The 22741-nt window shown below is 70.8% G+C and carries 19 protein-coding genes and 3 pseudogenes; 11 read left to right on the top strand and 11 right to left on the bottom strand.

From position 1 onward, the window contains the following. The first annotated feature begins 195 nt into the window (after positions 1 to 195). Positions 196 to 978 (top strand): hypothetical protein, encoded by a 783-nt coding sequence (locus D9V36_RS06205; RefSeq protein ID WP_431357647.1) that lies wholly within the window; start codon positions 196 to 198, stop codon positions 976 to 978. A gap of 123 nt (positions 979 to 1101) precedes the next feature. On the opposite strand, the gene D9V36_RS06200 is transcribed toward D9V36_RS06205, so the two are convergent. Continuing rightward, positions 1102 to 2556 carry a Gfo/Idh/MocA family protein gene (locus tag D9V36_RS06200; protein ID WP_129292884.1) on the bottom strand — a complete coding sequence of 485 codons (1455 nt, stop codon included), beginning with the start codon at positions 2554 to 2556 and terminating at the stop codon, positions 1102 to 1104. Between the two features lie 333 nt (positions 2557 to 2889). Between D9V36_RS06200 and D9V36_RS06195 the strand changes: the two genes are divergently transcribed. Next, a complete protein-coding gene (locus tag D9V36_RS06195; protein WP_129292883.1) occupies positions 2890 to 4260 on the top strand; it encodes an alpha-amylase in 1371 nt (456 codons plus the stop codon). Positions 4261 to 4287: 27 nt separating this feature from the next. Here the strand turns inward: D9V36_RS06195 and D9V36_RS06190 are convergent. Further along, positions 4288 to 4687: pseudogene (locus tag D9V36_RS06190) on the bottom strand (heterodisulfide reductase-related iron-sulfur binding cluster); the annotation flags it as partial. Positions 4688 to 4743: 56 nt separating this feature from the next. Beyond that, the gene (locus D9V36_RS06185; protein ID WP_129292882.1) at positions 4744 to 5238 is read right to left on the bottom strand and encodes a MarR family winged helix-turn-helix transcriptional regulator; all 495 of its coding nucleotides are present in this window, start codon (positions 5236 to 5238) and stop codon (positions 4744 to 4746) included. Positions 5239 to 5422: 184 nt separating this feature from the next. Here D9V36_RS06185 and D9V36_RS06180 point away from each other — a divergent pair, with 184 nt between their 5' ends. From D9V36_RS06180 to D9V36_RS06170, 3 genes are all read left to right on the top strand, one after another. After that, a complete protein-coding gene (locus D9V36_RS06180) occupies positions 5423 to 7240 on the top strand; it encodes an ABC transporter ATP-binding protein (protein ID WP_129292881.1) in 1818 nt (605 codons plus the stop codon). Positions 7241 to 7385: 145 nt separating this feature from the next. Further along, entirely contained in the window at positions 7386 to 7781 is a 396-nt protein-coding gene (locus D9V36_RS06175; RefSeq protein WP_206739608.1) for a DoxX family protein, read from the top strand. 17 nt (positions 7782 to 7798) lie between these two features. Further along, positions 7799 to 8269, top strand: a complete 471-nt coding sequence (locus tag D9V36_RS06170; protein WP_129292880.1) for an ASCH domain-containing protein — start codon at positions 7799 to 7801, stop codon at positions 8267 to 8269. Positions 8270 to 8334: 65 nt separating this feature from the next. Here the strand turns inward: D9V36_RS06170 and D9V36_RS06165 are convergent. Then, positions 8335 to 8871: pseudogene (locus tag D9V36_RS06165) on the bottom strand (SMP-30/gluconolactonase/LRE family protein); the annotation flags it as partial. On the opposite strand from D9V36_RS06165, the pseudogene D9V36_RS06160 reads away from it, so the two are divergent. Both D9V36_RS06160 and D9V36_RS06155 read left to right on the top strand, forming a co-directional pair. Then, positions 8872 to 9048, top strand: a pseudogene (locus tag D9V36_RS06160) (Lrp/AsnC ligand binding domain-containing protein); the annotation flags it as partial. A 128-nt stretch (positions 9049 to 9176) separates the two neighbouring features. Continuing rightward, positions 9177 to 9761, top strand: a complete 585-nt coding sequence (locus tag D9V36_RS06155; protein ID WP_129292877.1) for an NUDIX domain-containing protein — start codon at positions 9177 to 9179, stop codon at positions 9759 to 9761. Here D9V36_RS06155 and D9V36_RS06150 read toward each other — a convergent pair. The 5 genes from D9V36_RS06150 to D9V36_RS06130 all read right to left on the bottom strand — a co-directional run bounded on the left by D9V36_RS06150 (position 9655) and on the right by D9V36_RS06130 (position 15364). Then, the gene (locus D9V36_RS06150) at positions 9655 to 10560 is read right to left on the bottom strand and encodes a hypothetical protein (protein ID WP_129292876.1); all 906 of its coding nucleotides are present in this window, start codon (positions 10558 to 10560) and stop codon (positions 9655 to 9657) included. The genes D9V36_RS06155 and D9V36_RS06150 overlap by 107 nt on opposite strands. 152 nt (positions 10561 to 10712) lie before the next feature. Further along, the gene (locus D9V36_RS06145) at positions 10713 to 12095 is read right to left on the bottom strand and encodes a hypothetical protein (RefSeq protein ID WP_241720726.1); all 1383 of its coding nucleotides are present in this window, start codon (positions 12093 to 12095) and stop codon (positions 10713 to 10715) included. 190 nt (positions 12096 to 12285) lie between these two features. Continuing rightward, the gene (locus D9V36_RS06140; protein WP_129292875.1) at positions 12286 to 13002 is read right to left on the bottom strand and encodes a LutC/YkgG family protein; all 717 of its coding nucleotides are present in this window, start codon (positions 13000 to 13002) and stop codon (positions 12286 to 12288) included. After that, positions 12999 to 14579, bottom strand: a complete 1581-nt coding sequence (locus D9V36_RS06135) for a lactate utilization protein B (protein WP_129292874.1) — start codon at positions 14577 to 14579, stop codon at positions 12999 to 13001. Before D9V36_RS06135 ends, D9V36_RS06140 begins: the two co-directional genes overlap by 4 nt. Beyond that, positions 14576 to 15364 (bottom strand): (Fe-S)-binding protein, encoded by a 789-nt coding sequence (locus tag D9V36_RS06130; RefSeq protein WP_129292873.1) that lies wholly within the window; start codon positions 15362 to 15364, stop codon positions 14576 to 14578. The genes D9V36_RS06135 and D9V36_RS06130 overlap by 4 nt, the downstream gene beginning before the upstream one ends. A gap of 133 nt (positions 15365 to 15497) precedes the next feature. On the opposite strand from D9V36_RS06130, the gene D9V36_RS06125 reads away from it, so the two are divergent. Beyond that, on the top strand, positions 15498 to 16841 hold the full coding sequence (locus tag D9V36_RS06125) for an MFS transporter (RefSeq protein ID WP_129298214.1): 1344 nt from the start codon (positions 15498 to 15500) through the stop codon (positions 16839 to 16841). A 933-nt stretch (positions 16842 to 17774) separates the two neighbouring features. On the opposite strand, the gene D9V36_RS06120 is transcribed toward D9V36_RS06125, so the two are convergent. Both D9V36_RS06120 and D9V36_RS06115 read right to left on the bottom strand, forming a co-directional pair. Beyond that, the gene (locus D9V36_RS06120) at positions 17775 to 18380 is read right to left on the bottom strand and encodes a tyrosine protein phosphatase (RefSeq protein ID WP_241720725.1); all 606 of its coding nucleotides are present in this window, start codon (positions 18378 to 18380) and stop codon (positions 17775 to 17777) included. Next, a complete protein-coding gene (locus D9V36_RS06115) occupies positions 18377 to 18994 on the bottom strand; it encodes an MBL fold metallo-hydrolase (protein WP_129292872.1) in 618 nt (205 codons plus the stop codon). The genes D9V36_RS06120 and D9V36_RS06115 overlap by 4 nt, the downstream gene beginning before the upstream one ends. Positions 18995 to 19187: 193 nt before the next feature. Here D9V36_RS06115 and D9V36_RS40720 point away from each other — a divergent pair, with 193 nt between their 5' ends. From D9V36_RS40720 to D9V36_RS06105, 3 genes are all read left to right on the top strand, one after another. Further along, positions 19188 to 19328 carry a hypothetical protein gene (locus tag D9V36_RS40720; protein WP_164992890.1) on the top strand — a complete coding sequence of 47 codons (141 nt, stop codon included), beginning with the start codon at positions 19188 to 19190 and terminating at the stop codon, positions 19326 to 19328. A 296-nt stretch (positions 19329 to 19624) separates the two neighbouring features. Further along, positions 19625 to 21754, top strand: coding sequence for a putative PEP-binding protein (locus D9V36_RS06110; protein ID WP_164992889.1), 2130 nt, complete (start codon positions 19625 to 19627; stop codon positions 21752 to 21754). Next, on the top strand, positions 21751 to 22731 hold the full coding sequence (locus D9V36_RS06105) for an ABC transporter ATP-binding protein (RefSeq protein WP_164992888.1): 981 nt from the start codon (positions 21751 to 21753) through the stop codon (positions 22729 to 22731). The genes D9V36_RS06110 and D9V36_RS06105 overlap by 4 nt, the downstream gene beginning before the upstream one ends. Positions 22732 to 22741: the final 10 nt, after the last annotated feature.

Here is a 22741-nt window from a genome sequence, read left to right as displayed (position 1 = left end):
CAACAGGCCGTTGCGGCAGGCGAAATGCCACTCTCGCCCGTCTCGTCTCCGGCGGAGGTCCTGGAAGACTGGCCCGCGACGTGGGTGGATTTCAAACGGTTTTTCCGCTGTGGCCACGGGATCCGGACAATCCTGTGATGACGGTCTGCGGGCGGCGGTCGGGTGCCGGCCGGCCGTCGGGCCGGCGGTGCGACCATGGGCGTCATGCGAACAGCGGGCGGTGCGATGCGGATGGCGACGGTGGTCGCGGCGGGGCTGGTTCTTCTGGCGGGCTGCGGTGGCGGTGCGAGTGGCGGAGGTGCGAGCGGCGGCAAGGACGGCGAAGGCAAGGGCGACGGTGCGGGTAAGGGGGAGCGCCCCGGCGGCCCGGCCCGCGGCGCGTCGGCCACCACCCACCTCAAGAACATTCCCCAGGTCGGCACGGCCCTGCGCTCGCGGATCCCGGCCGGCTCCCGGCAGGTGGTGGCGGTCTACGGCAAGGGCGTGAACTCCGCAGAGGCCACGGTCGTCCTCTACGACAAGGGCGCCAAGGGCTGGGACCGCAAGGGCAGTTGGGCCGCCCACAACGGCCGGCGCGGCTGGACGGTGGATCACCACGAAGGGGACAAGCGCAGTCCCGTCGGGGTGTTCCCGCTGACCGATGCGGGCGGGGTGCTCCAGGATCCCGGCGCCAAGCTGCCCTATACGCACTCCTCGGCGTTCACCCCGCCGTCGTACTGGTCCACGAACACCCGGCACGACTTCGACTATGTCGTCGCGATCGACTACAACCGCGTCAAGGGGACCTCCCCGCTGGATCCGACCCGCCCGCAGGGCCAGTCCAAGGGCGGCGGGGTCTGGCTGCACCTGGACCACGGCAGCGGAACCTCCGCGTGCGTCAGCGTCCCGAAGGCCGGGATGCAGGCACTGCTGCGCGCCCTCGATCCCGCGCGGCACCCCGTGGTGGTCATGGGGGATGCGGCGCACCTGGCGGGCTGAGTGCTTCCCCTTTGAACCAAGCTCCAGGCTTCCCGGACGTCACCCCGGCACCCGCCACACCTGCCCCGACAGACCGGAGCCCGGCGCACCACCGCCCGCCGGGCCCCGCACCGTTGCGGGCGCTCACCCCTCCGGCTTGGGCGAATCCATCCCCGGCCGCTCCTTCTTCCACAGCCCACGGGTGAAGTCGGGAATCTCCTGCGGAGCGCCGTTCGCCTTGATCGAGAGGTCGCTCAGGGGTACCGGCGCGGTCCAGGTCGCCGCGTCATAGACGTCGAAGTCCGGTACCAGCCCGAGCCGCATGCACTGCATCAGCCGGAAGACCAGCATGTAGTCCATTCCGCCGTGCCCGCCGGGCGGGTTGGCGTGCTCCTTCCAGAGCCAGTGGTCCCACTCCGCGTACTTGGTGAAGTCGCCCCACTCGTCGTTGCTCTGGTCCGGCTCCAGGTAGATCCGCTCGGGGTAGTCCTCGAAGAGGCCCTTGGTGCCGCCGAGGCTGTTGATCCGGCTGTAGGGGTGTGGGGTGGAGACATCGTGCTCCAGCCGGATCACCCGCCCCTTGGCGGTCTGTACGAGGCTGATCGTCCGGTCGCTCCCGATGTACGACTCCTTCCAGCTGGGGTCGTTCGCCGGCATGTGCTCCTTGCGGTACTTGGCGAGGCCGAGGGCCGGCGTGCCGACGCTGGAGATGCGCACGGCGCGGTCCCCGCGGTTGAGGTCCATGTAGTTGGCGACCGGGCCGAACCCGTGGTTGGGGTAGAGGTCGCCGCGCAGCCGGGTGTGCCACAGCCGCCGCCAGGGTCCCTCGTAGTAGGTGGGGTCGAACATCAGGCCGCGCAGATCGTGGATATAGGCGCCGGCGCCGTGCAGCAGATCGCCGAACAGGCCCGCGTGCGCCATCCGCAGCACCCGCATCTCGTTCCTGCCGTAGCAGCAGTTCTCCAGCTGCATACAGTGTCTGCGGGTGCGCTCGGAGAGATGGACCAGTTCCCACAGCTGGTCCAGGCGCAGTGCGAGGGGGCATTCCACGCCCACATGCTTGCCGTTCAGCATCGCGGTCTTCGCCATCTCGAAGTGCAGGTCCCACGGCGTGGCCGCGTACACGAAGTCGATGTCGCCGCGTTTGCAGAGGTTTTCGAAGTCCTGGTCGCCGTTGGTGTAGACGGCGGGCGCCGGCTGTCCCGCTGCGGTGACCTTCTTGGCGGCCTTGGCGGTCTTGTCCTTCACCGGGTCGCACAGGGCGACGACGCGGACGCCCGGCATCGCGAGAAAGAGGTCGATCATCGTGCCGCCGCGGTTGCCGAGTCCGATGATGCCGACGCGGACGGTGCTGCGCCGCTCGAACGGCACCCCGATCATGGTTCTGCCCTTGGCGTCGGGCGACGCGGCGGCGGCCGTAACGGATGAGGCCGCCGCGGTCGTCGAGGGTGCGGCCGCCGCGGCCGGCCCGGACGACAGGCCGCCGAGCCCGAGTCCGGCGCCCGCCGCACCGGCGGTCCACAGCACCGAACGGCGGCTCGGACCCGCCTCGTCGCGGTCGTGGCCGTGGTCGTGGTTCTGCGATGGTGCCTCGTTCATCGGTCCTCCAGGGGAGCGGTGGTGTGCCGGGGCATACGTGAACCTCGGTCAGGACCCTGTCGGCCTACGGCCTGAGGCACAAGAGGGCCGATTGGACTCTTGATACGGCGCTCTTGGACTCTTCGCCGCAATACCGGACGGCTCACGGCAACACCGGAGGTGTCGTCACCCGCACCTTTCGCAAGTCGCTGAAAAGTCTTGCGGAAAACCTTGACGTGTCCACAAGGCAAACGGCAGGCTCCGATGCGGAAATCCCCCCATGGCGGCCCGGCGCGTGGCTGCACTCGTGGGCGCGGTGCGTCCTGCCGTGCCCCATGACCAAGGAGCCGCAAGATGCAGCAACGTTCCCGTGTGCTGGGCGGGGCGCTGGCCGGAGTGCTCGCCGCGGCCGGCCTCGCCACCTTCGCGCCGTGGTCCTCCCAGGCCGCCCCGCCCGGCGAAAAGACCGTCACCGCCACCCTCTTCGAGTGGAAGTACACAGAGGTCGCCAAGGCCTGCCGCACCCAGCTGGGCCCGGCCGGCTACGGCTATGTCGAGGTCTCGCCCGCCTCCGAGCACATCCGGGGCGACCAGTGGTGGACCTCGTACCAGCCCGTCAGCTACCGGATCGCCGGACGGCTGGGCGACCGGAAGGCGTTCGCCTCGATGGTCAGCGCCTGCCACGGCGCGGGCGTCAAGGTGATCGCCGACGCCGTCATCAACCACATGGCGGCCGGCTCCGGCACGGGCACCGGCGGCACCCGGTACAGCAAGTACCGCTACCCCGGCTTCTACGAGGACAAGGACTTCCACGGCTGCCGGAAGAGCATCTCCGACTACACCAACCGCGACGAGGTCCAGAACTGCGAACTCGTCGGGCTCGCCGACCTCGACACCGGCAGCGACCACGTCCGCACCACGATCGCCACGTACCTCGACGACCTGCGGTCGTTGGGCGTGGACGGCTTCCGGGTGGACGCCGCCAAGCACATCTCCGCCACCGACCTCGCCGCCGTCAAGGGCAAGATGCGCGACCCGGGTTACTGGGTGCAGGAGGTCATCCACGGCGAGGGCGAGGCCGTGCAGCCCGAGGAGTACACCGGCGTCGGCGATGTCGACGAGTTCCGCTACGGCACCCACCTCAAGAGCGCCTTCCAGAGCGGGAATATCGCCCAGCTGAAGTCCGTCGCCGACGGCAAGCTCGCCGGCGACAAGGCCCGCACCTTCGTCGACAACTGGGACACCGAGCGCAACGGCTCCACGCTGACCTACAAGGACGGCGCCGCCTACACCCTCGCCAACGTCTTCATGCTGGCCTCGCCCTACGGGTCACCGAACGTCTACTCCGGCTACGAGTGGACCGACAAGGACGCCGGACCGCCCACCGGCAGCGACGGCTGGACCAACGAGCACGCCGAGCAGGCGATCACCGGGATGGTGGGCTTCCGCAACGCGGTGGGCTCGGCGGAGCTGACCAACTGGTGGGACAACGGGGGCAGCGCCCTCGCCTTCGGCCGCGGCGGCAAGGGATTCGTGGCCCTCAACAACGGTGACGCCGAGCTGCACCAGACCTTTGCCACCTCACTGCCCGCCGGTACGTACTGCAATGTCGTCGCCGCCGCACCGTCCAAGTGCGACGGCCACACGGTCACCGTCGGGGGCGACGGGAAGGCGCAACTCTCGGTCCCGGCCAAGGGGGCGGTGGCACTGCACGTCACCCGCTGAGGCGCACCCCCGCAGCAGCTGACCGGCCGGGCGCGTGGCCCGCTCCAGCGCCGAGGGCCGAGCCGTAGCCCCGGCCCTCCGTCGCCCGGTCCATGCCGATCTCGCACATCCGGTTCGTCGACAGCTACAGATCGAAGTGCCGCGCGGTCACCTCGGCCGCCTCCTTCGCGGTGGCCGACGCCGTGAGCTCCTTGTGCAGCATCCCCCGGTCACCGGCGAAGGCGCAGCAGCCCGCGTCGTCCGGCACCACCACCTCCCGCGCACACGCCCCGGCGACCCGGCGCAGCTGCGCCTCGGCCCCCAAGTGCTGCAGGGAGCACGTGGGATGGAGCACCGCGGAGCCGGCCGTGCGCAGGATCTCCAGCCGCGGCAGCAGCTACTCGGCGGCCCAGACCGCCGAGTCGACGACCGTCAGCCCGGTGTGCAGGGGCATGACGGCACTCCTCCGGCTGACTCCGCGTCAGCTCAGTCCGGTCGGTCAGCTCAGTCCGGTCGGTCCGGTCGGTCCGGTCGGTCCGGTCGGTGCGGTCGGTGCGGATCGTCGACCAGGGTGGACAGCAGGCCGCCGAGCACATCGCGCTGATCGGCGGTCAGCGGGGCCAGGATCTCCTCTGCAGCGGCCCGCCGCGCGCTGCGCAACGCGCGCAAGGTGGAACGGCCGGTGTCGGTCAGCTCGATCCGTACCACCCGGCGGTTGGCCGGATCGGGTACCCGGCGCACCGCGCCGTGCCCCTCCAGCGCGTCCACCAGGGTGGTCACCGCCCTGGGTACCACCTCCAGCCGCTCGGCGAGGTCGGCCATCCGCGGCGGGGTGTCGCGGTAGTGGTCGACGATCCGCAGCAGCCGGGACTGGGCGGGGGTGAAGGCGATGTCCAGGTGCTCCAGGTGGTGCTTCTGGGCGCGGTGCATCCGGCGGGTCAGCCGTACCAGTTGCTCGGCGAGATTGGTGGTGCTGACCGTCGGCTCGGGGGAGGGCATGGCGCGAGGATAGCGGATGACAGGACTTCCTTCATTGTGAGTATAGGTAACAATGAGCTAAGCTCCACGATGCTCGGCCCGTATCTGCCGTCCGCGGTTCCCGTCCGGCCGTAGTTCCCGGCCGCCTGTAGTTCCGCCCCTCCGTAGTTCCGCCCCACGAAATCCGCACCCCTCGAAGGAGCCCATGCGCAGCGACGAACCCCAGTGGACCGCACCGCCCAAGGATCCGGAAAAGCCGGTCCAGCTACGGCGGATCCTCGCGCTCTTCCGTCCCTACCGCGCCCGGCTGGCCCTCGTCGGCCTGCTCGTCGGCGCCTCCTCGCTGGTCTCGGTCGCCGCTCCCTTTCTCCTTCGCGAGATCCTGGACGTGGCGATACCCGGCCGGCGCACCGGACTGCTGACCCTGCTCGCCCTCGGTATGATCGCCACCGCCGTCACCACCAGCGTCTTCGGCGTCCTGCAGACCCTGTTCTCCACCACCGTCGGCCAACGCGTCATGCACGACCTGCGCACCGCCGTCTACGCCAAACTCCAGCAGATGCCGCTGGCCTTCTTCACCCGCACCCGCACCGGTGAGGTCCAGTCCCGGATCGCCAACGACATCGGCGGGATGCAGGCGACGGTCACCTCCACCGCCACCTCCCTGGTCTCCAACCTGACCTCCGTCATCGCCACCGTCTGCGCGATGCTCGCCCTCGACTGGCGGCTGACCCTCGTCTCCCTGCTGCTGCTTCCGCTCTTCGTCTGGATCAGCCGCCGGGTCGGCAACGAACGCAAGAAGATCACCACCCGGCGGCAGAAGCAGATGGCCGCGATGTCCGCGATGGTCACCGAATCCCTCTCGGTCAGCGGCATCCTGCTCGGCCGCACGATGGGCCGCGCCGACTCCCTCACGAAGAACTTCGCCGACGAGTCCGAGCGCCTGGTCGACCTGGAGGTCCGCGCCAACATGGCCGGCCGCTGGCGGATGGCCACCATCGGGATCGTGATGGCCGCCATGCCCGCGCTGATCTACTGGGCGGCGGGCATGGTCCTCCAACTCGGCGGCCCGGTCTTCTCCCTCGGCACCCTGGTCGCCTTCGTCTCGCTCCAGCAGGGCCTGCTGCGGCCGACCGTCTCGCTGCTGTCGACCGGCGTACAGATGCAGACCTCGCTGGCGCTCTTCCAGCGCATCTTCGAATACCTCGACCTGCCGGTGGCCATCACCGAACCCGCCGAGCCGGTCCGTATCCCGGCGCCGCGCGGCGAGATCCGCTTCGAGAACGTCCGGTTCTGCTACGACCCCGAGGCCGCCCCCACCCTCGACGGCATCGACCTGACCGTCCCGGCCGGCACCAGCCTCGCCGTCGTCGGCCCCACCGGCAGCGGCAAGAGCACCCTGAGCTACCTCGTACCGCGGCTCTACGACGTGACCGGCGGCCGGGTCACCCTCGACGGCGCGGACGTCCGTGACCTCGACTTCGACACCCTCGCCCGCTCGGTCGGCGTGGTCTCCCAGGAGACCTACCTCTTCCATGCCTCGGTCGCCGACAACCTCCGCTTCGCCAAGCCCGACGCCACCGACGAGGAGATCGCCCGCGCCGCCAGGGCCGCCCAGATCCATGACCACATCGCCGCCCTGCCCGACGGCTACGACACCCTGGTCGGCGAGCGCGGCCACCGCTTCTCCGGCGGCGAGAAACAGCGCCTCGCCATCGCCCGCACCATCCTGCGCGACCCGCCCGTCCTCGTCCTGGACGAAGCGACCAGCGCCCTGGACACCCACACCGAACACGCCGTCCAGCAGGCCATCGACGAGCTGTCCGCGGGCCGCACCACCCTCACCATCGCGCACCGCCTCTCCACGGTCCGCGACGCGGACCAGATCGTCGTGCTGGACGCCGGCCGGATCGCCGAGCGCGGCACCCATGACGAACTGCTCGCCGCCGACGGGCGCTATGCGGCGCTGGTACGGCGTGACGCACACCTCACCCCCGCGGACGATCAGGTGATGGCCCCGTAAGTGACCCACCGGTAAGGTCGAACGCGCGGCGGCCAGTTCACTGGTCGGGGTGGCCGCCGCACCCACTCCCCGGCCGCGGCGCGCGGGATTCCTGCTCCGCTGCCCTTCCTGCGCCACCTCCGCCCGTCCGATCAGGGAGCCGTCCGTGACAGCTGACGACCGTTCCGCCCGCGCGCTGGCCCGTCTGCTGGCGGGGATGGGGACCCTCCACTTCCTCGCCCCGAAGCCGTTCGACGCGATCGTGCCCCGGCGCCTGCCCGGCAGCCCCCGCACCTGGACGTACGCCAGCGGCGTCGCCGAGCTCGCCGTCGCCGCCGCCGTCGCCCTGCCGCGCACCCGCCGGGCCGGCGCACTGGGCGCGGCCGGCCTGTTCGCCGCGGTCTTCCCGGCCAACCTCAAGATGGCCCACGACTGGCGGCACCGCCCCGCACCACTCAAGGCCCTGGCCTACGCGCGCCTGCCAGGCCAGCTCCCACTGATCGGCTGGGCCCTGCACACCGCCCATGCGGCCCGTGAGAGCTGGCCCGCTTCGCGCCCGTAGCGCCTACGCTGCGCGGTATGACCAGGCATCAGGATCACCCGGATCACCCGGATCTCCCGCAGTTCGAGCTCGGCTTCCCCGGCCCCCTGCGAGATCGTCTGGTCTCGGCGGTGCTCTCCGGCGCCAAGACCGCCACGACCGGTCTGCTGATCGAATACGAGCGTGGCGAGGAGCCGCTGCCGTCCGCCGGTCAACGGTCGGTGGTGCCCGACTCCGCCGGCCGGCCGGTGGCCGTGATCGAACTGACCGGGGTACGGGTGGTGCGTCTGGCAGAGGTCGACCGGGCGCACGCACAAGCCGAGGGCGAGGGTCACACAACGGTGGCCACCTGGCGGGCCGCCCATAAGGCCTTCTGGCACGGCCCGGACGTGCGCAAGGAGCTCGGGGACCCGGATTTCACCATCGACGACGACACCCTGGTCGTGCTCGAAACCTTTCGGATCGTCGAGAGCCTGGAGAGCGGGAGCGTTCCCGCTCAAGAGGGGTGAGGCGGACGTGAACCGGGCCACCGCGACTGTGACCGCGCCCCGGGGCGGCGTGGACCGTGATGGGGTCAGCGTGGACAGCGGATCCGGGGTGCCCCCGTCACCGACATCACCAGTGAGTACAGCGTGGTCGTCGCGGTGATGAAGAGGCGGTTGTTCTTCGGGCCGCCGAAGGCGATGTTGGAGACCGCCTCGGGGACGCGAAGCCGCCCGATCAGGGTGCCGTCCGGGGCGTAGCAGTGCACGCCGCCGGTCATGGCGGCCGCCCACAGCCGCCCCTCGTCATCGAAGCGGATGTTGTCGAACCGGCCCTGCCCGTCGGTGATTTCGGCGAAAACCCTGCCTTCCGAGAGCGACCGGTCCGCATGGACGTCGAAGACCCGGATCTGGCCGGCGCGGGTGTCCGAGACGTACAACTGCTCTTCGTCGGGGGAGAGGACCAGCCCGTTCGGACCGCTGAATCCGTCCGCGGCAAGAGCGACGGTGCCGGTCGACGGGGCGATCCGGTAGACGTGGCAGGCGCCGATCTCGCTCTCGGCGCGGTAGCCCTCGTAGTCGCTGGTGATGCCGAAGTCCGGATCGGAGAACCAGAGGGTGCCGTCGGCCAGGAGGCGCATGTGATCGCGGGCAGCGCCTCCGTCCTGGTGAAGGTGCGATGCGCCACCACGGAAGGGATCCAGGACGTCCTGCGCAGGCTGTATGCGATCGAGGGCGTCAGCGGAACCCAGGCGACGGTCTCACTGGAGACCTTCTTCGAGCGCCCGGTCTCCCCGCGGGAGTAGCCGTCTCACGGGGCTCCGGCGGTTGCTCCGGCGGACGACCGCGGAACCGGCCCCTCGTGGAGTCATCGCCGGTACGGTGGACCTCCGCCACGGGCCTGCGCCCGTCTCTTCGGATTGCGAGATGTCCGATGAACCAGACTGCAGCAGACACTTATCTGGCCGCGGCGGTGGTGGTGCACGATGCTCGTGTGCTGATCGTGCGCCGTAGCTACCGCGAGCGTTTTCTGCCCGGCGCGTGGGGCGTGCCGTGCGGGAAGCTCGACCGAGGGGAGTCCGCCGAGAGCGGCGCCCTGCGAGAGTTGAAGGAAGAGACCGGGATCCTCGGCACCATCGTCGCGCACACCGGATCCTCCGGTTTCCCGAGCGACTATCAGGGCCGCAGGGTCCACAACCACCAGGAGAACTTCCTCGTCCGCCCCCTGACGCTGGATGTCGTCCTGCCCAGCACGGATCAGGCCTATGCGTGGGCACGGCCCGCCGACCTGGCCGGGTTCGGGGTGGACGCCTACAACCTCGGGGTGATCCGCCAGGCACTCGGCGGCCGGCTCGACGCCGCGGGGATCCGGGCCATGACGGCGCGCTTCGGGCGCCTGGCGCCGCCCCCTTTCAGTAGCCCAAAGAGCCTGCCAGAGAGTCGAGTTCGGCAAGGTAGACGGCCGGTGGCAGCGGAGTCTTGGGCGGCGGATCCACCCGTTCGGCGCCGCCGGACCTGAGGACGCCGCTGCTCCGGTCGTTGCCGCTGTCCATGGGGGAGCCGCTGTTCGTGGCGGAGCCGTGCGTGGCGGAGCCTTCCGCGACGGAGGGGTTGACCGTGGCGGAGTTGCCGTCCGCGGCGGGGCCATCCGTTGCGGGAGCGGCGTTCGTGGTGGAGCTGCTGTCCTTGCCGGCGCCGGCCGTGCCGCGGTGGCCGTGCCTGACATAGACATCGGTCACCGACCGCTGTGGGGCGGTCTCCAGGAACAGCGTCACCGTCGGCTCCTCGCTCACCACCCGGTGCAGCGTATGAGCGGCCAGGCCGTAGCTCCGGCCCGGTCCGTACTGCTCCGTCCACAACAGTCGCAGGCGTGCGTCCCCGACCCGCCTAAGCCGCCAGGCGCCGCCGGGGCCGTCGATCGTCTCCCGGTAGGCGGTCGCGGGCACGCCGTTCGCGGCCGTTTCGTAGCACTCCATCCGGACGCGCCCGCGCACCACCGCCGAGGCGATCGCGCACCGGTTGTTGTGAATGTCCTCGGGGACCCCGCCGGCCGTGCCGTGCCAGAAATGGACCCGCAGCATGAACCGCGGGGCACCGGCCAGCAGCAACAGTTTGTCGAAGCCCAGCACATGGCGGTACGAGAGCCGGGTGCACTCCGCCAGATCCAGATCACCGGCGGATAACCGGCGTACCAGCGGACCGAGCGTGTCCGGGTGTGCCAGTCGGGCGGTCACCGCGCGGGCCGACTCGGGCGACGGCGGCCCCGGCCCGCCGCCCAGCCGTGCCGCCAGCAGCCGCCGGGCTTCCTCGATCTGCATGAGTCCGACTCCTCTTCGCCGCCCCCGACCGTTCTGCCGCTGCTCACCACACCTTTGGCCGGTCAAGCCGACCCGATCGCCCCGGTTCGATCACGGGCTCGGCCCCGCCCCGGTTCGATGACCCGCCTCTCGGAACTCCGGGCGGCGTCGCCTCATGGCCGGTAGGCCATCAACGCATGCCGCCGCAGCACCGAAAGGCCCTGATACGCCATCCACACCGGGTGTCCCATGGGCCCGTCGTCCCACCGCCACACCCCGCCCCGCTGCATGCCGTGGACCCGCGCCACGGCGGTGGTCAGCTGTGCCTCCCACGCCGGCAGCCCCACGCCCTCGGCCGCGACCTTGCGGGCGCCGTCCGTCATCAGCGCACGCGCCACCCATGCGGCGGCGAAATGCCGTACCGACAGCAGCTCTTGATGCAGCGGATCCTCCTGGTCCGGCCGCCGTACCTCTTCCTGGCAGTTCTGCAGATCGGTCATGCCACCCGCCGGTGTCGCCGGGCCGGCCAGCAGCCAGCGCAGCCCCTCCTCGCGCACCGTACGCTGCCGCTCGTCCTCGCCCAGTACGCATGCGGCCCGGTCCAGCGCCACCACCGCCCGCGCGGTGTGTGCCGCGGACGGCGCCGGGTTGCCGAGGCCGCCGGCCAGCGCCGCGCCCCAGCAGCGGTGGTTGTCGCGCGCCGGGTCGGCCGTGGCTCCATGAACCAGCACCTCGCGCAGCCCGTCCAGCGCGGTGGCGCCGGGGGCCGCCCGCAGCAGTCCGCGCAGGACATTCGTCACGACATAGGTGTTGGCCAGCCCGGATGCGTCATGGTCGGGATTCCATAACACCTCACAGGAGCGTATTTCTGCTTCCAGCAGGCGTGGGTCGGCGCCGGCCCGCGCAAGCGCACCCAGCACGACCGCGGACACCTCGGGCCGCGCCCCGCTGCCCTGGGAGCGGGCGGCCCATCCGCCGCCGGGAAGCCGCAGCCGCCACAGCGTCTCGGCCACCTGCCCCGCCCGTATGCGGCCGTCGTACGGCGCGATGTCCAGCAGCAGATGCAGTCCGTACGCCGTACCGAACGCCGTCGGGTGCACCGGCGGATCGCTCTCCGCGAGAGAGTGCGGCCATCCGGTGAGCGGGCCGTGCCCGGACACCTCTATCACCGAGAGGCCGCGCCGCAGCGCCTGGTACGTGCCGTCCATCAGCTCGGGGAGTGATCCGGCGGGCGAGGGCGCGGGGCCGGTCGGTGCGGCGGCGACGGCATCCGCCGCCGCACGCGTCCGCAACAGGGCAGCGGCCAGCCACACCACCGCACCCACGCCGACGCCGGCGGTCGCCGCCACGCAGTAACGAGCCGCCTCGCCCGCCAGATTCTGCGGCAGGATTCCCAGCAGCGTCTGGAACACGGCGAACGCGGCGGCCGGGACGCCCAGCCGACCCAGCCACATCAGCAGCCGGGAGGGGCCGGAGTCCGGCGGAGTGGCAAGAGGCGGCCGTCCGGGATCCGGTGCGGGTAAGCGGCCGTCCGGGCCGGAACGCCGTGAGGGCAAGCGGCCGTCCGCGCCGGAACGCCGTGGTGGTAAGCCCTGCCGCAGCACCATCTGCTCCCTCCTCCCCGCCCGGGCGCGCACCTCGCACAGCGTGTGCGAACAGCATCCCGACCAGTGTAGGAATCCCCACTGACAACGGGGTCGCACACCTGTCGCAGCCTTCCGCGGCCACGGTCGGCCAGCTCCCCGCTCAGTACTCCCCACTCCCCGCCCAGTGCTCCCGGCTCCCCGCCCGGTCCGTTTCCGGTGCCGCCGACAGCAGAATCACCTCCAGCGTCCGCGGCCCGTGCACCCCCTCCACCCGGTCGAGTTCGATGTCGCTGGTCGCGGAAGGGCCGGAGATCCAGGTCAGCGGACGGTCCGGCGCCACCCGTGGCAGCGCCTCCGGCACCGAGCCGACCACCTGCTCAGGGACCCGGACGACACAGAGGTGGTGGTCCGGCACCAGAGTGATCCGGCGTCTGCCCTGGTCGGGGCCCGCATCCAGGATCAGGGTGCCGGTCTCCGCGATGGCCACCGCACAGCCGGTCAGCACACTGTCCACGAGGTCGAGTTCACGGGCCGTGCTCGATGCGCGGTCCTCGACGAGGGTGACGTCGGTGCCGGCCGTCCAGGAGACGTCCAGGCCCGGCGGCACCAGCACCGACCGCGCCCCGCGCTCCGCCAGCAGCCGCCCGATCAGCCCGGGCAGCCCCTCGGCGTCGGTGCGGTGCACGATCGCCCGGTAGTCCGCGAGATGTTCCGCGAGCAGATCCACAGTCTGCGCGCGCGTCCGGGCCCCGTGCACCCGCTGGTAGCCCCGTGCCACCGGCGGACCGTCCCGCCCCTCGCCGCCCGGCCCCTCACCGGCCGGCACATCCGCCAGCGCCTGCCGCACCCGCGCCAACATCATGTCCCGGCTGCTCACTTGACGTCTCCCCGCCGCTCCGACGACGTATCGGGGCCGGACGTGGTACCGGGTCCCGACGACGTACCAGGCCCCGACGACGTACCGGATTCCGATGACGTACCGCGCCCCGAAGACGTACCGCGGGTGCGCTGCCACCAGTCGCGGAAGGACTCGGCCGGCACCTCGGGCACATCGCGCGTCCGCGACCAGGCGCGGCCCGGCCCCGGCAGCCTCCGTGGATGCAGCCGGCGGGTGCGAGCCGCCAGCCGCATCCCGGCACGCAGCGCCCCCGGGTGATCGAAGGCCCAGCCCACCGCGCGCATCGCGGCCCGCTCCGCGGCGTGCCCCTTGGCTGGTTGGAGGACGGTGCGCGTCCCGCCGAGGGTGACCGGCCCGCCCTGCACGACCCGCTCCCGCAGGTGCACCAGCACCTCGGGGATGTCGATGGCCACCGGGCACACCTCGTAGCAGGCCCCGCACAGCGACGAGGCGTACGGCAGCGACTCCTCCAACGGGCCTGCCAGTCCGCGCAGTTGCGGGGTGAGGATGGCGCCGATCGGGCCGGGGTAGGGCGAGCCGTACGCATGCCCGCCGGCCCGCTCGTACACCGGGCAGACGTTCAGGCACGCCGAGCAGCGGATGCAGCGCAGCGCCTGCCGCCCGACGGTGTCGGCGAGCGTGTCGGTGCGCCCGTTGTCGAGCAGCACCAGATGGAAGGTCTGCGGCCCGTCGCCGTCCGTGGTGCCCGTCCAGGTGGAGGTGTACGGATTCATCCGCTCGGCGGTGGAGGAACGGGGCAGCAGCTGCAGAAAGATCTCCAGGTCCTGCCAGCTGGGCACCACCTTCTCGATGCCGACGACGGAGATCAGCGTCTCGGGGAGGGTCAGACACATCCGGCCATTGCCCTCGGACTCCACCACGACCAGGGTGCCGGTCTCCGCGACCATGAAGTTGGCCCCCGAGATCCCTACCTTCGCGGACAGGAACTTCTCCCGCAGATGCAGCCGCGCCGCCTCGGCGAGCTCGGCGGGGGAGTCGCCCAGCCCTTCGGGCGCCGGGCGGCCCCAGGAGGCCATCTCACGGCGGAAGATGTCGCGGATCTCGGAGCGGTTGCGGTGGATGGCCGGGACCAGGATGTGCGACGGCAGATCGTGGCCGAGCTGCACGATCAGCTCGGCCAGGTCCGTCTCGTACGCGCGGATACCGGCCCCGGCCAAGGCCTCGTTGAGCCCGATCTCCTGCGTCGCCATCGACTTGACCTTGACGACCTCGCTCTCGCCGGTCTCCCGCACCAGCCGGGTGACGATCCGGTTGGCCTCGTCGGCGTCGAGGGCCCAGTGGACCTGCCCGCCCGCGGCGGTGACCGCGGCCTCCAGCTGCTCCAAGTAGTGGTCGAGACGGCGCAGCGTACGGTCCTTCACCGCCGCGCCCGCGGCCCGCAGCTGTGCCCAGTCGTCCAGCTCCGCAACGGCCTTGGCCCGCTTGTCGCGGATGGTGTGCGTGGCATGGGTGAGGTTGGCGCGCAGCCGGGTGTCGCGGGTGGCGGTGGCAGCGGCACGGGGGAAGGCCGGCATGCCCAGGTAGGTGCCGCTCACCGCACGCTCCCTTCCGTACGGGCGTTACGGGCCGTACCGGCGGTACCGCCCGTACTGGCAAGGATCTCCGCGATATGGACCGGACGGACCGGCGCGCCCCGGCGGCTGAGAGTGCCGCCGATGTGCAGCAGGCAGGAGTTGTCGACCGCGCAGACCGCCTCGGCACCGCTGGCGAGGATGTGGCGGACCTTGTCGGCGCCCATCGCCGCCGAGACCGCCGGGTTCTTCACCGCGAAGGTGCCGCCGAATCCGCAGCACTCCTCGGCGCCCGGCAGCTCCCGCAGCTCCAGGCCCTCGACGTGCTCCAGCAGCCGCCGCGGCCGGTCGCCCAGCCCCAGCACCCGCAGGCCGTGACAGGTGGGGTGGTAGGTGACGGTGTGCGGGAAATAGGCACCGACATCCTCCACCTTCAGCACATCCACCAGAAACTCGGTGAGCTCGTACATCTTGGGCACCGCGAACGCCGCCGCGTCGACGAGCCCCCGGCCGCGCCCTTCGGCGGCCGCCTTCGCCCCGATTCGCGGATAGTTGTCCCGCACCATCGCCGCACACGAACCGGACGGGGTGACCACATACTCGTAGTCCTTGAACGCCCGGTCGAAGCGGCGCATCAGCGGCTCGGCCGCCTGTCGGTATCCGGTGTTGAACTGCGGCTGGCCACAGCAGCTCTGCTCGGCGGGGAAACCGACCTCCACCCCCAGCCGCTCCAGCAGCGCCACCACCGCCTGGCCCGTCCGCGGATGGAGCATGTCGTTGATACAGGTGACGAACAGTGCTACGCGCACGTTGCCCTCTCCTTTCGGCTGCCTTTCGACTGCCACAGCCCCTGGCGGCCACCCGCTTCCGCGGTACATGATCACCTGGCGGCTCATCCTGCCCCAGCAGCAGGCCGACGAGAAGAACCAGGAGCGGAGGACCATGTCGAGTGCCGAGCACATAGCCGGGGAACAGGCGCCGAACGGTGCCCGCCCGCCGTCACGGCTGCGGCAGCTGCTCGCCGCCTCGGTCGGCAATGCGGTTGAATGGTATGACTGGTACACATATACCTTCCTTGCTTCGTATATCGCCGCGCAGATCTTCCCCATGGGCGCGGCGAATTCGCTGGTGCCGCTGCTCTCGACGTTCGCGGTCTTCGCGGTGGGATTCTTCATGCGGCCCGTCGGCGGGCTGCTGATGGGCGCGGTCGCCGACCGGCGCGGGCGACGTGCGGCGCTGACGGTGACCATTCTGCTGATGGGCGGCAGCAGCCTGCTGGTGGGACTGACGCCGACCTACGCTGCCGCCGGGATCCTCGCACCGGTCGTCCTCGTCCTGGCCAGGCTGCTGCAAGGGCTGTCGGTGGGCGGGGAGTTCGCCGCCTCGACCACGTTCCTTGTGGAGTCGGCCGGGCCCGGGCGCAGGGGGCTCTTCTCCAGCTTCCAGTATGTGTCGACGACCATCGGCCAGCTCGTCGCTTCCGGAGTCGCGGCGATGCTCGTCGCGAATCTCGCGCCCGCCACAATGGGCAGCTGGGGCTGGCGGGTCCCGTTCGTGCTGGGCGCGCTCCTGAGCCTGGTGGGCTTCTGGGTCCGGCGTGGCGCGCGCGAGACGCTGCCCCAAGCGCTCAACTCCGTTCGAGCTGGGGACGCCCCAGTCGAGGAGCAGGCGAGGGCGTCCCGGCCGGGCCTCTTCGAGGCGTTGCGCCGCCATCCGCGCGAGTCGCTGCTGATCGGCGGAATCACAGCGGGCGGCACGCTCGCGTACTACACGTGGACGTCGTACCTGCCGACGTACGCCGAGCTCAACGCCGGCGTGGAGAAAGCAGACGCGCTACTGGCGGGCACCCTCTCGCTGACGTTCTTCGCCGTGCTGCAGCCCCTTGCGGGCATCGTGTCCGACCGGATCGGACGCAAGCCGCTGCTGCTGATGTTCGGGCTCGGCTTCGCCGCGCTGGTCGTGCCGCTGCTGCGCACGCTCGACGACTCCTTCGTCACGCTGCTGCTCGTGCAGTGCGCGGGCATGATCCTGCTGAGCGGTTTCACGGCCGTCTCGGCGGCTGTGAACGCGGAGATGTTCCCGGCACGGGTGCGTGCCGCGGGAATCGGTTTCCCCTACTCGCTCACCGTCGCCCTCTTCGGCGGCACGGCGCCCTATGTCGGCACACTGTTCAAGGACATGGGGCACGCCGGTCTCTTCCCCGTGTACGTGGCCGTGCTGTGCCTGGTCTCCTCCGCCGTCTACCTTCGACTGCCCGAGACCGCTCACAGCCCGCTGGAGCAGTGAGGGCGCGAGGTATCTGATAGCGGAGGGTGACCTCTTCCTGGGGGCGTCGAAGGCGAGACCTGGGGTGATGCGGCCATGCGTGTCGCTGAACCGCGGAGATGGAACTTCAGGGGCTTTCAGGTTCGTGCCGCGTTACGCAGTCGATTCTCCGCATGCGCTCCCCAGCGCCGCCCAAACTCCCCAGATTCTCCCCGGGGAAGCCATGTACAGCAGGATGAGAGCGTCGTCGGAAGCGAGATCAATGCGACGCTGTGAGCTCCGTTGCGTGACTGCCGTAGGCCAGGAAGAAGGCCACCAGCAGGTTCTTCGTCTGCTGGTGGTACAGCGCAAACAGCTCGCTGACCTGCGAATATGGCAGCGGTGGAGACTTTGCCGGGACCGATGGTCCGGGAATGGTCCGGATCTTGACTGATGCAGACCTTGGGGCTGCGGCTCTGTTGGATTGGCCGCAGCCGCCCGTTCCGAGCTGACGGTCCCACTTGGCACAGGTTGTAACCCGCGTCCTGGGGCGTCCAGCCGAAGCAGGGAATGTCTCCCAAGGCCATGTCGGAGCGCTGAGTCCAGGGGCGTCCACACAGTCCGTGAGACGCGTGTGAGAGTACGTGAGACGAGAAGCCCCGCCGGAATGCTCCGGCGGGGCTTCTGCGCGCGGCGGGCTATGACGGCACAGAGAGGGAATGGCTGTGGACGTTCCTTCGGCAGCCGCAGGCGTCGTGGCCAGTGGCCGGCTGCGGGAGGGCCGCTGCACGGTCGTCCGTATGGTCTTCGAGAAGCGGTGAGGCCACCGCCCTGCACACGTGGACACACCAGACCTGAGCACGACCGGCAGTGTCCAGAGCCCGCCCGGGGCCGAGCCGATGGAAGGCCGGCCTCGGCCGCGGCACTCGCCCTGTGGCCCGCGCGGTGGCGTGCTCGGTCAGCCAGCGAGCGATGTCATCGGGCACCGTGGTCCGTCTCCTCCTCGGGCGCGGCCGGGCCGGCCGGGGGCCTTGTCACGTGATACCGGTCGGGGGCGACGCCCCGCCCGCCGGGAGAGACGAGGTGGAAGAGCTCCAGGGACCACGCGCGCTGCTCCTCGGTGTCCGGCACCTTCGTCCCCCGGGACCGTTCCATGGACGCCCAGGCGGCCTCCGGCGCGGTGCCGTTCAGGATCAGCACGGAGACCGCGATCAAGGAGGACCGTCCGATGGCGCAGCGGCAGTGCGCCACGATATGGGCCCCGGCCCGCAGCTCTTTTGCGAGCCCCTCCAGGACCGGCAGCACGGCGGGGACCTGCGGAACGGTCAGATCGGGGATGGGCAGGGGGACGAACCGCAGTCCGGCTGCCCGAGCGAGGCGGGGCTCGTCGGCGATACCGAGTTCGGCGCGCTCGGCGTCCGGAAGCGCGCACACGAGGATGTCGGTGCCCACTCCGCGCAGGGCCGCCATATCGGCTGCCAGGTGCCCGTGGCCGCGGGGGCGGGCCATGGTGCTCAGGCGTCCCGGTTGCCGCGGACCGGTGACGGTGAAGAGGGCGGGGGCGGCGGTCGGCTCCGTCATCGGACGGTCGCGCCCGGCGGGAGCCGGCGGTAGCGGCCGCCGCACTCGCGGGTGAGCCAGCCGTTGAGACTCGCCAGCCCCCGCTCGTTGACCTGCCCGTCGTGGATGCCGTACGCCCGTTCCGGGCCGACGGCGCGGACGAAGTCGATGGCCTCGTCCGTCTTCATCCACGACCCCTGGAGCGGTACCAGCAAGGTCTCCACCGGCCGATCGGGGACGTGCAGCGAGTCCCCGGGGTGGTAGAGGCGGTCACCGACGAGATAGCCCACATTGGCGCAGTCCGGGAGGCCGCCGTAGATGCGCGCGTGCTCCCCGCCGTGGGCGGTCACCCGGAAGCCGGCCGCGGTGAATTGCTCGCCGGCCACGACACCGGTGAAGTCCAGGCCCGGGATCCGCGCCGCCTTGGGCGCGTAGACGGGGATGCACAGCTCCGTCAGCCGCAACACGTCGACGTGATCGTCGTGTTCGTGGGTCACCAGAACCGCATCCGCGCCGACGAGAGCCTCGGGCTCGCTCCAGACGCCGGGATCGATGACCAGCGCGCCACTGCCGTCGTCGTGTTCCACCCGGACGCAGGAATGGGTGTACTTGGTAATCCGCACCCGCCTGAGCATAGCCGGACGGCTTCGCGAATTCCCTCGGGAGGTGGGTCGAAAATGCCGCTCGTCGCTCGGGAGTGTTTCCGGGGTGAGCAGCGATAAGACAGCTGCGCCACCGGCCCCGGACGACGGCTATATCTAGTCAACTTGGCTTAACATATGGGCAGTTGGCATTGCGTCGGAGAGGCGTCCTGCTAGCGTGCAGACCATGGATATATCAAACTCGAATGTCGAGGAGCTGGCCGATCTGGCCGAGCTGGAGTTCTCTCCGATATCCCCGGAGGAAGCCGATGACCTGGACGACCGTGTGTACCTGCTCGGTGTCCGTTCCGAGTTCGTGAAGCGATAGCGCCACTCGTCAACCCGCCCCTGATCCTGCCGGGGCATGTCGTCAGAGGTTCGCCACCGGCATGAGTAACGGACCTGCCTCGGGAGATGGGGATTCAGAGCGTGGTCATTGATCATCTACCGGTCGGCCTACCTGCTGATTCAGCATTGCGGCTGCCGGTCGATGCCGCTGACGACGCCATCCACGAGGCGATCGCCGCACTCGATCCCGGTCATCGCATCGGGAGCGCGGATGACCCCGTCTTCCTCACGGCATGGCTTCCCTGCCTGAAGCGAAGTTGCTTGTCCTTTCTCGGAATGAGCCCTGCCAGTCAACAGTGGCTGGCAGGGTTCGCCGGTGCCGACTTCGCCGCGGCACGCCGGGCCGAACTCGTGGCCGCCCTGGCCGTGGCGGATCCCGGTGCCGCACTGCCGGACGACCCGGTAGAGCAAGTGACCACCCTGGTCCGGGCGCTGACCGGGCACGAGGCGAGCGGAGCGCAGTTCGGGCTCGGACGACAGCTGCTGTGGTGCGGGCCCGACGGCGGCAGCGGACTCGCCTGTTCCTGTGATCCGTCGACCGGCCGGCCCGGCGTGACCGGTTCCTATCTCGCGGGGGCGTCCGGAGCCCAGCTGCTGACAGCGGGCGGCGAGGATCTCGCCGGACTGATCGACACGCAGCCCTGGGGCCCTCAGCTGCAAGAGGCGATCCGCACCGCCGAGGCTGCACTCGACTGGCCGGTGAGGGTGGAATTCGTCGTGGAACACGGCCGGGCACACCTCATCAGGAGCACGCCCGTCGCCCTGCACGGTGCCCCTCGCCTGCACACCGTGGCCACCCGGTACGAGCACGGCCGGCTGACCCCCGCACAGGCGGTTTCACTGGTGGAGCCCCTGGACGTGGAGAAGGCGCGTACGGCATCGGTGCGGTCTTGCGGTCTGCCCGTGGCGGCGCGCGGCCGGGGCGTGTCCCCCGGCATCGCCACCGGCACCCTGGTCTTCAGCGCGGCCGCCGCCGTCGCCTCGAAGGCGAACGGTGAGCAGCCGGTGCTCGTCCTGACCGAGTCGAGGCCGGAGGACCTGCCGGGCCTGCTGGCCGCGACGGCCATCGTGACCGAGCGGGGCGGACAGACGTCGCACGCGGCGGTCGTGGCGCGCGGACTCGGACTGCCGGCCGTCGCCGCGCTCGTCGACAGCGTGCTGGATGGCGACGCGAACGGTCTGCGCACCACGCGCGGTGACACCCTCCATGCCGGTGACCGGGTGACGGTGGACGGCTACGCCGGGCTGATCCGTCTCGGCGGCGACATGCAGCTGCCCGCCGGGCGGCAGACCGGCGCGGAGCTGCCCGGCTGGCTGGACGAGGCACTGTCCGCGCTGCCCGCGCGGACCGGCATCGCGGTGCGGGTGAACGCCGACACGGGCGCGGACGCCGCCGCCGGGCGGGCGTTGGGCGCGACCGGAGTGGGATTGTGCCGGCTCGAGCACATGTTCCTCGGCGAGCGCCATCAGATGCTCCAGCGGGTCCTGATGGCGCGGCCCGGCCCCGATATGACGGAGGACCTCGCCACGGTGCACGCCCTCCTGCGGGCGGAAATCACGGACGTGCTCGGCGCGATGGACGCGCTTCCCGTCACGATCCGCCTGCTCGATCCCCCGCGCCACGAATTCCTCCCCGACGTGAGCGAACTCGCCCTGACCGCGGCGGCGACCGGCGCGCCGGCCGACAAGGACCGACTCGACGTCACACGCCGCCTGCATGAGCACAACCCCATGCTGGGCGTGCGCGGTGTGCGGATGGGCGTCCTGCTGCCCATGCTGACGGCCGTACAGATCCAGGCGCTGGTGGAAGCCACCCTCGCATTGCGCCGCGCGGGCCGTGATCCCCGGCCCGAGCTCCTGGTCCCCATGGTGAGCACGCCCACGGAACTGGACTTCGTCCGGGGCCTGTTCGACGAGGTCTGCGCCCGGCTGGGCACCACACGGGCCGAGGCGGGCCTGTCGCTGGGCGCCATGATCGAGACTCCGCGGGCCGCGCTGCTGGCCGGGCCGATCGCCCGCCGGGCGGACTCCCTGTCCCTGGGCACCAACGATCTGACCGCACTGGTCTGGGGGCTGTCCCGCGATGACGCGGAACAGCATGTGCTGCCCGCCTATCAGGACATCGGGCTGCTCACCACATCCCCCTTCGCGCAGTTGGACACGGAGGTCGTCGGGGCCTTGGCACGCCAGGTCGCGGACCAGGCACGAGCGGTACGCCCCGGCATCACCCTCGGAGTCTGCGGTGAGCAGGCGGCCGATGCGGCGGCCGTACGGTTCTTCGCCGAGGCGGGCTTCGACCATGTCTCGTGCGCGGCGCCCCGGGTCCCGCTGGCCCGGCTCGCCGCCGCGCGGGCCTCCGTGGCCGAGGGCGCGGCGGACGCGCACGCGAGAGGGGAACGACGTTGAACGAGCCGGCGATCGCCGTGGAACACCTCGGCCGCACCTTCACCGACCGTCGCCACGAGATCGTGGCGCTGCGGGACGTCAGTTTCCAGGTAGGTGCCGGCGAGATCGTGGGCCTGCTGGGCAGCAATGGCGCGGGCAAGACCACCCTCACCAAGATCCTGGCCACCCTGCTGCTGCCCACGACCGGCACCGCTCGGATCTTCGGCCACGATGTCACCACCGATCTGCGCGCGGTACGCCGTATGACCGGCGTGGTACTCGGCGGCGACCGGGGCCTGTACGCCAAGCTGGGCGGCCGCGACAACCTCCGGTTTTTCGCCATGCTCGCCGGAGTGAGCCGGCGCGGCCTGAGTGCGAAGCTGGACGCCGCGCTGGAGCAGGTCGGCCTGGTCGGCGCGGCCGACCGCGCCGTGGAGACCTACTCCAAGGGGATGCGTCAGCGGCTCCACATCGCCATCGGCATGATCGCCGAGCCGCGCGTGCTGCTGCTCGACGAACCGACCGTGGGCCTCGACCCGGTCGAGGCCGAACGATTGCGCAACACCGTCGCCGCGTTGCGCGACACCGGGGTGTCCGTCCTGCTCACGAGCCACTATCTGCTCGACATCGAGCGGCTCGCCAGCCGGGTGATCATCCTCGCGGACGGTACGCTCGCGGCGGATCTGCCGGTCGAGGAGTTCGCCCGGCAGGCGGGCTACACCGCCACGGTGACCGTGCGGGGCACCGGCAGTCCGCCCGACGACGGTGCCGTGTCGTCACCCGACATCGCCGTCGGCGGCGTCGAGGTGGCCGACGGGGCATGGACCCTCCAACTGCACGTCCGTGACTGGAGTGTCGGCTCGTTCGGCCTGCTGGAGCAGGCACTGGCCCATGTCAGCGTCCTGGACGTCAGTATCGAACCCGTGCGGCTCGAAGACGTCTACTCGCACGTGGCCGCGCGCCTGGCGCACGGCAGCCAGGTCGGTGGGCCGCGGTGAGGGGCGCTCT

Origin of the sequence: Streptomyces lydicus (assembly GCF_004125265.1) — a bacterium.
GTDB lineage: Bacteria > Actinomycetota > Actinomycetes > Streptomycetales > Streptomycetaceae > Streptomyces > Streptomyces lydicus_C.
The sequence above is the reverse complement of the archived record's forward strand: the minus strand, read 5'-3'. Positions and strand labels throughout refer to the sequence as shown.

Bases quoted from the DNA above. Each gene is read 5' to 3' on its own strand.
- D9V36_RS06205 (WP_431357647.1), top strand. From the start codon at position 196: ATGGGCGTCATGCGAACAGCGGGCGGTGCGATGCGGATGGCGACGGTG.
- D9V36_RS06200 (WP_129292884.1), bottom strand. From the start codon at position 2,556: ATGAACGAGGCACCATCGCAGAACCACGACCACGGCCACGACCGCGAC.
- D9V36_RS06195 (WP_129292883.1), top strand. From the start codon at position 2,890: ATGCAGCAACGTTCCCGTGTGCTGGGCGGGGCGCTGGCCGGAGTGCTC.
- D9V36_RS06185 (WP_129292882.1), bottom strand. From the start codon at position 5,238: ATGCCCTCCCCCGAGCCGACGGTCAGCACCACCAATCTCGCCGAGCAA.
- D9V36_RS06180 (WP_129292881.1), top strand. From the start codon at position 5,423: ATGCGCAGCGACGAACCCCAGTGGACCGCACCGCCCAAGGATCCGGAA.
- D9V36_RS06170 (WP_129292880.1), top strand. From the start codon at position 7,799: ATGACCAGGCATCAGGATCACCCGGATCACCCGGATCTCCCGCAGTTC.
- D9V36_RS06155 (WP_129292877.1), top strand. From the start codon at position 9,177: ATGAACCAGACTGCAGCAGACACTTATCTGGCCGCGGCGGTGGTGGTG.
- D9V36_RS06150 (WP_129292876.1), bottom strand. From the start codon at position 10,560: ATGCAGATCGAGGAAGCCCGGCGGCTGCTGGCGGCACGGCTGGGCGGC.
- D9V36_RS06125 (WP_129298214.1), top strand. From the start codon at position 15,498: ATGTCGAGTGCCGAGCACATAGCCGGGGAACAGGCGCCGAACGGTGCC.
- D9V36_RS06120 (WP_241720725.1), bottom strand. From the start codon at position 18,380: ATGACGGAGCCGACCGCCGCCCCCGCCCTCTTCACCGTCACCGGTCCG.
- D9V36_RS06115 (WP_129292872.1), bottom strand. From the start codon at position 18,994: ATGCTCAGGCGGGTGCGGATTACCAAGTACACCCATTCCTGCGTCCGG.
- D9V36_RS40720 (WP_164992890.1), top strand. From the start codon at position 19,188: ATGGATATATCAAACTCGAATGTCGAGGAGCTGGCCGATCTGGCCGAG.
- D9V36_RS06110 (WP_164992889.1), top strand. From the start codon at position 19,625: ATGAGCCCTGCCAGTCAACAGTGGCTGGCAGGGTTCGCCGGTGCCGAC.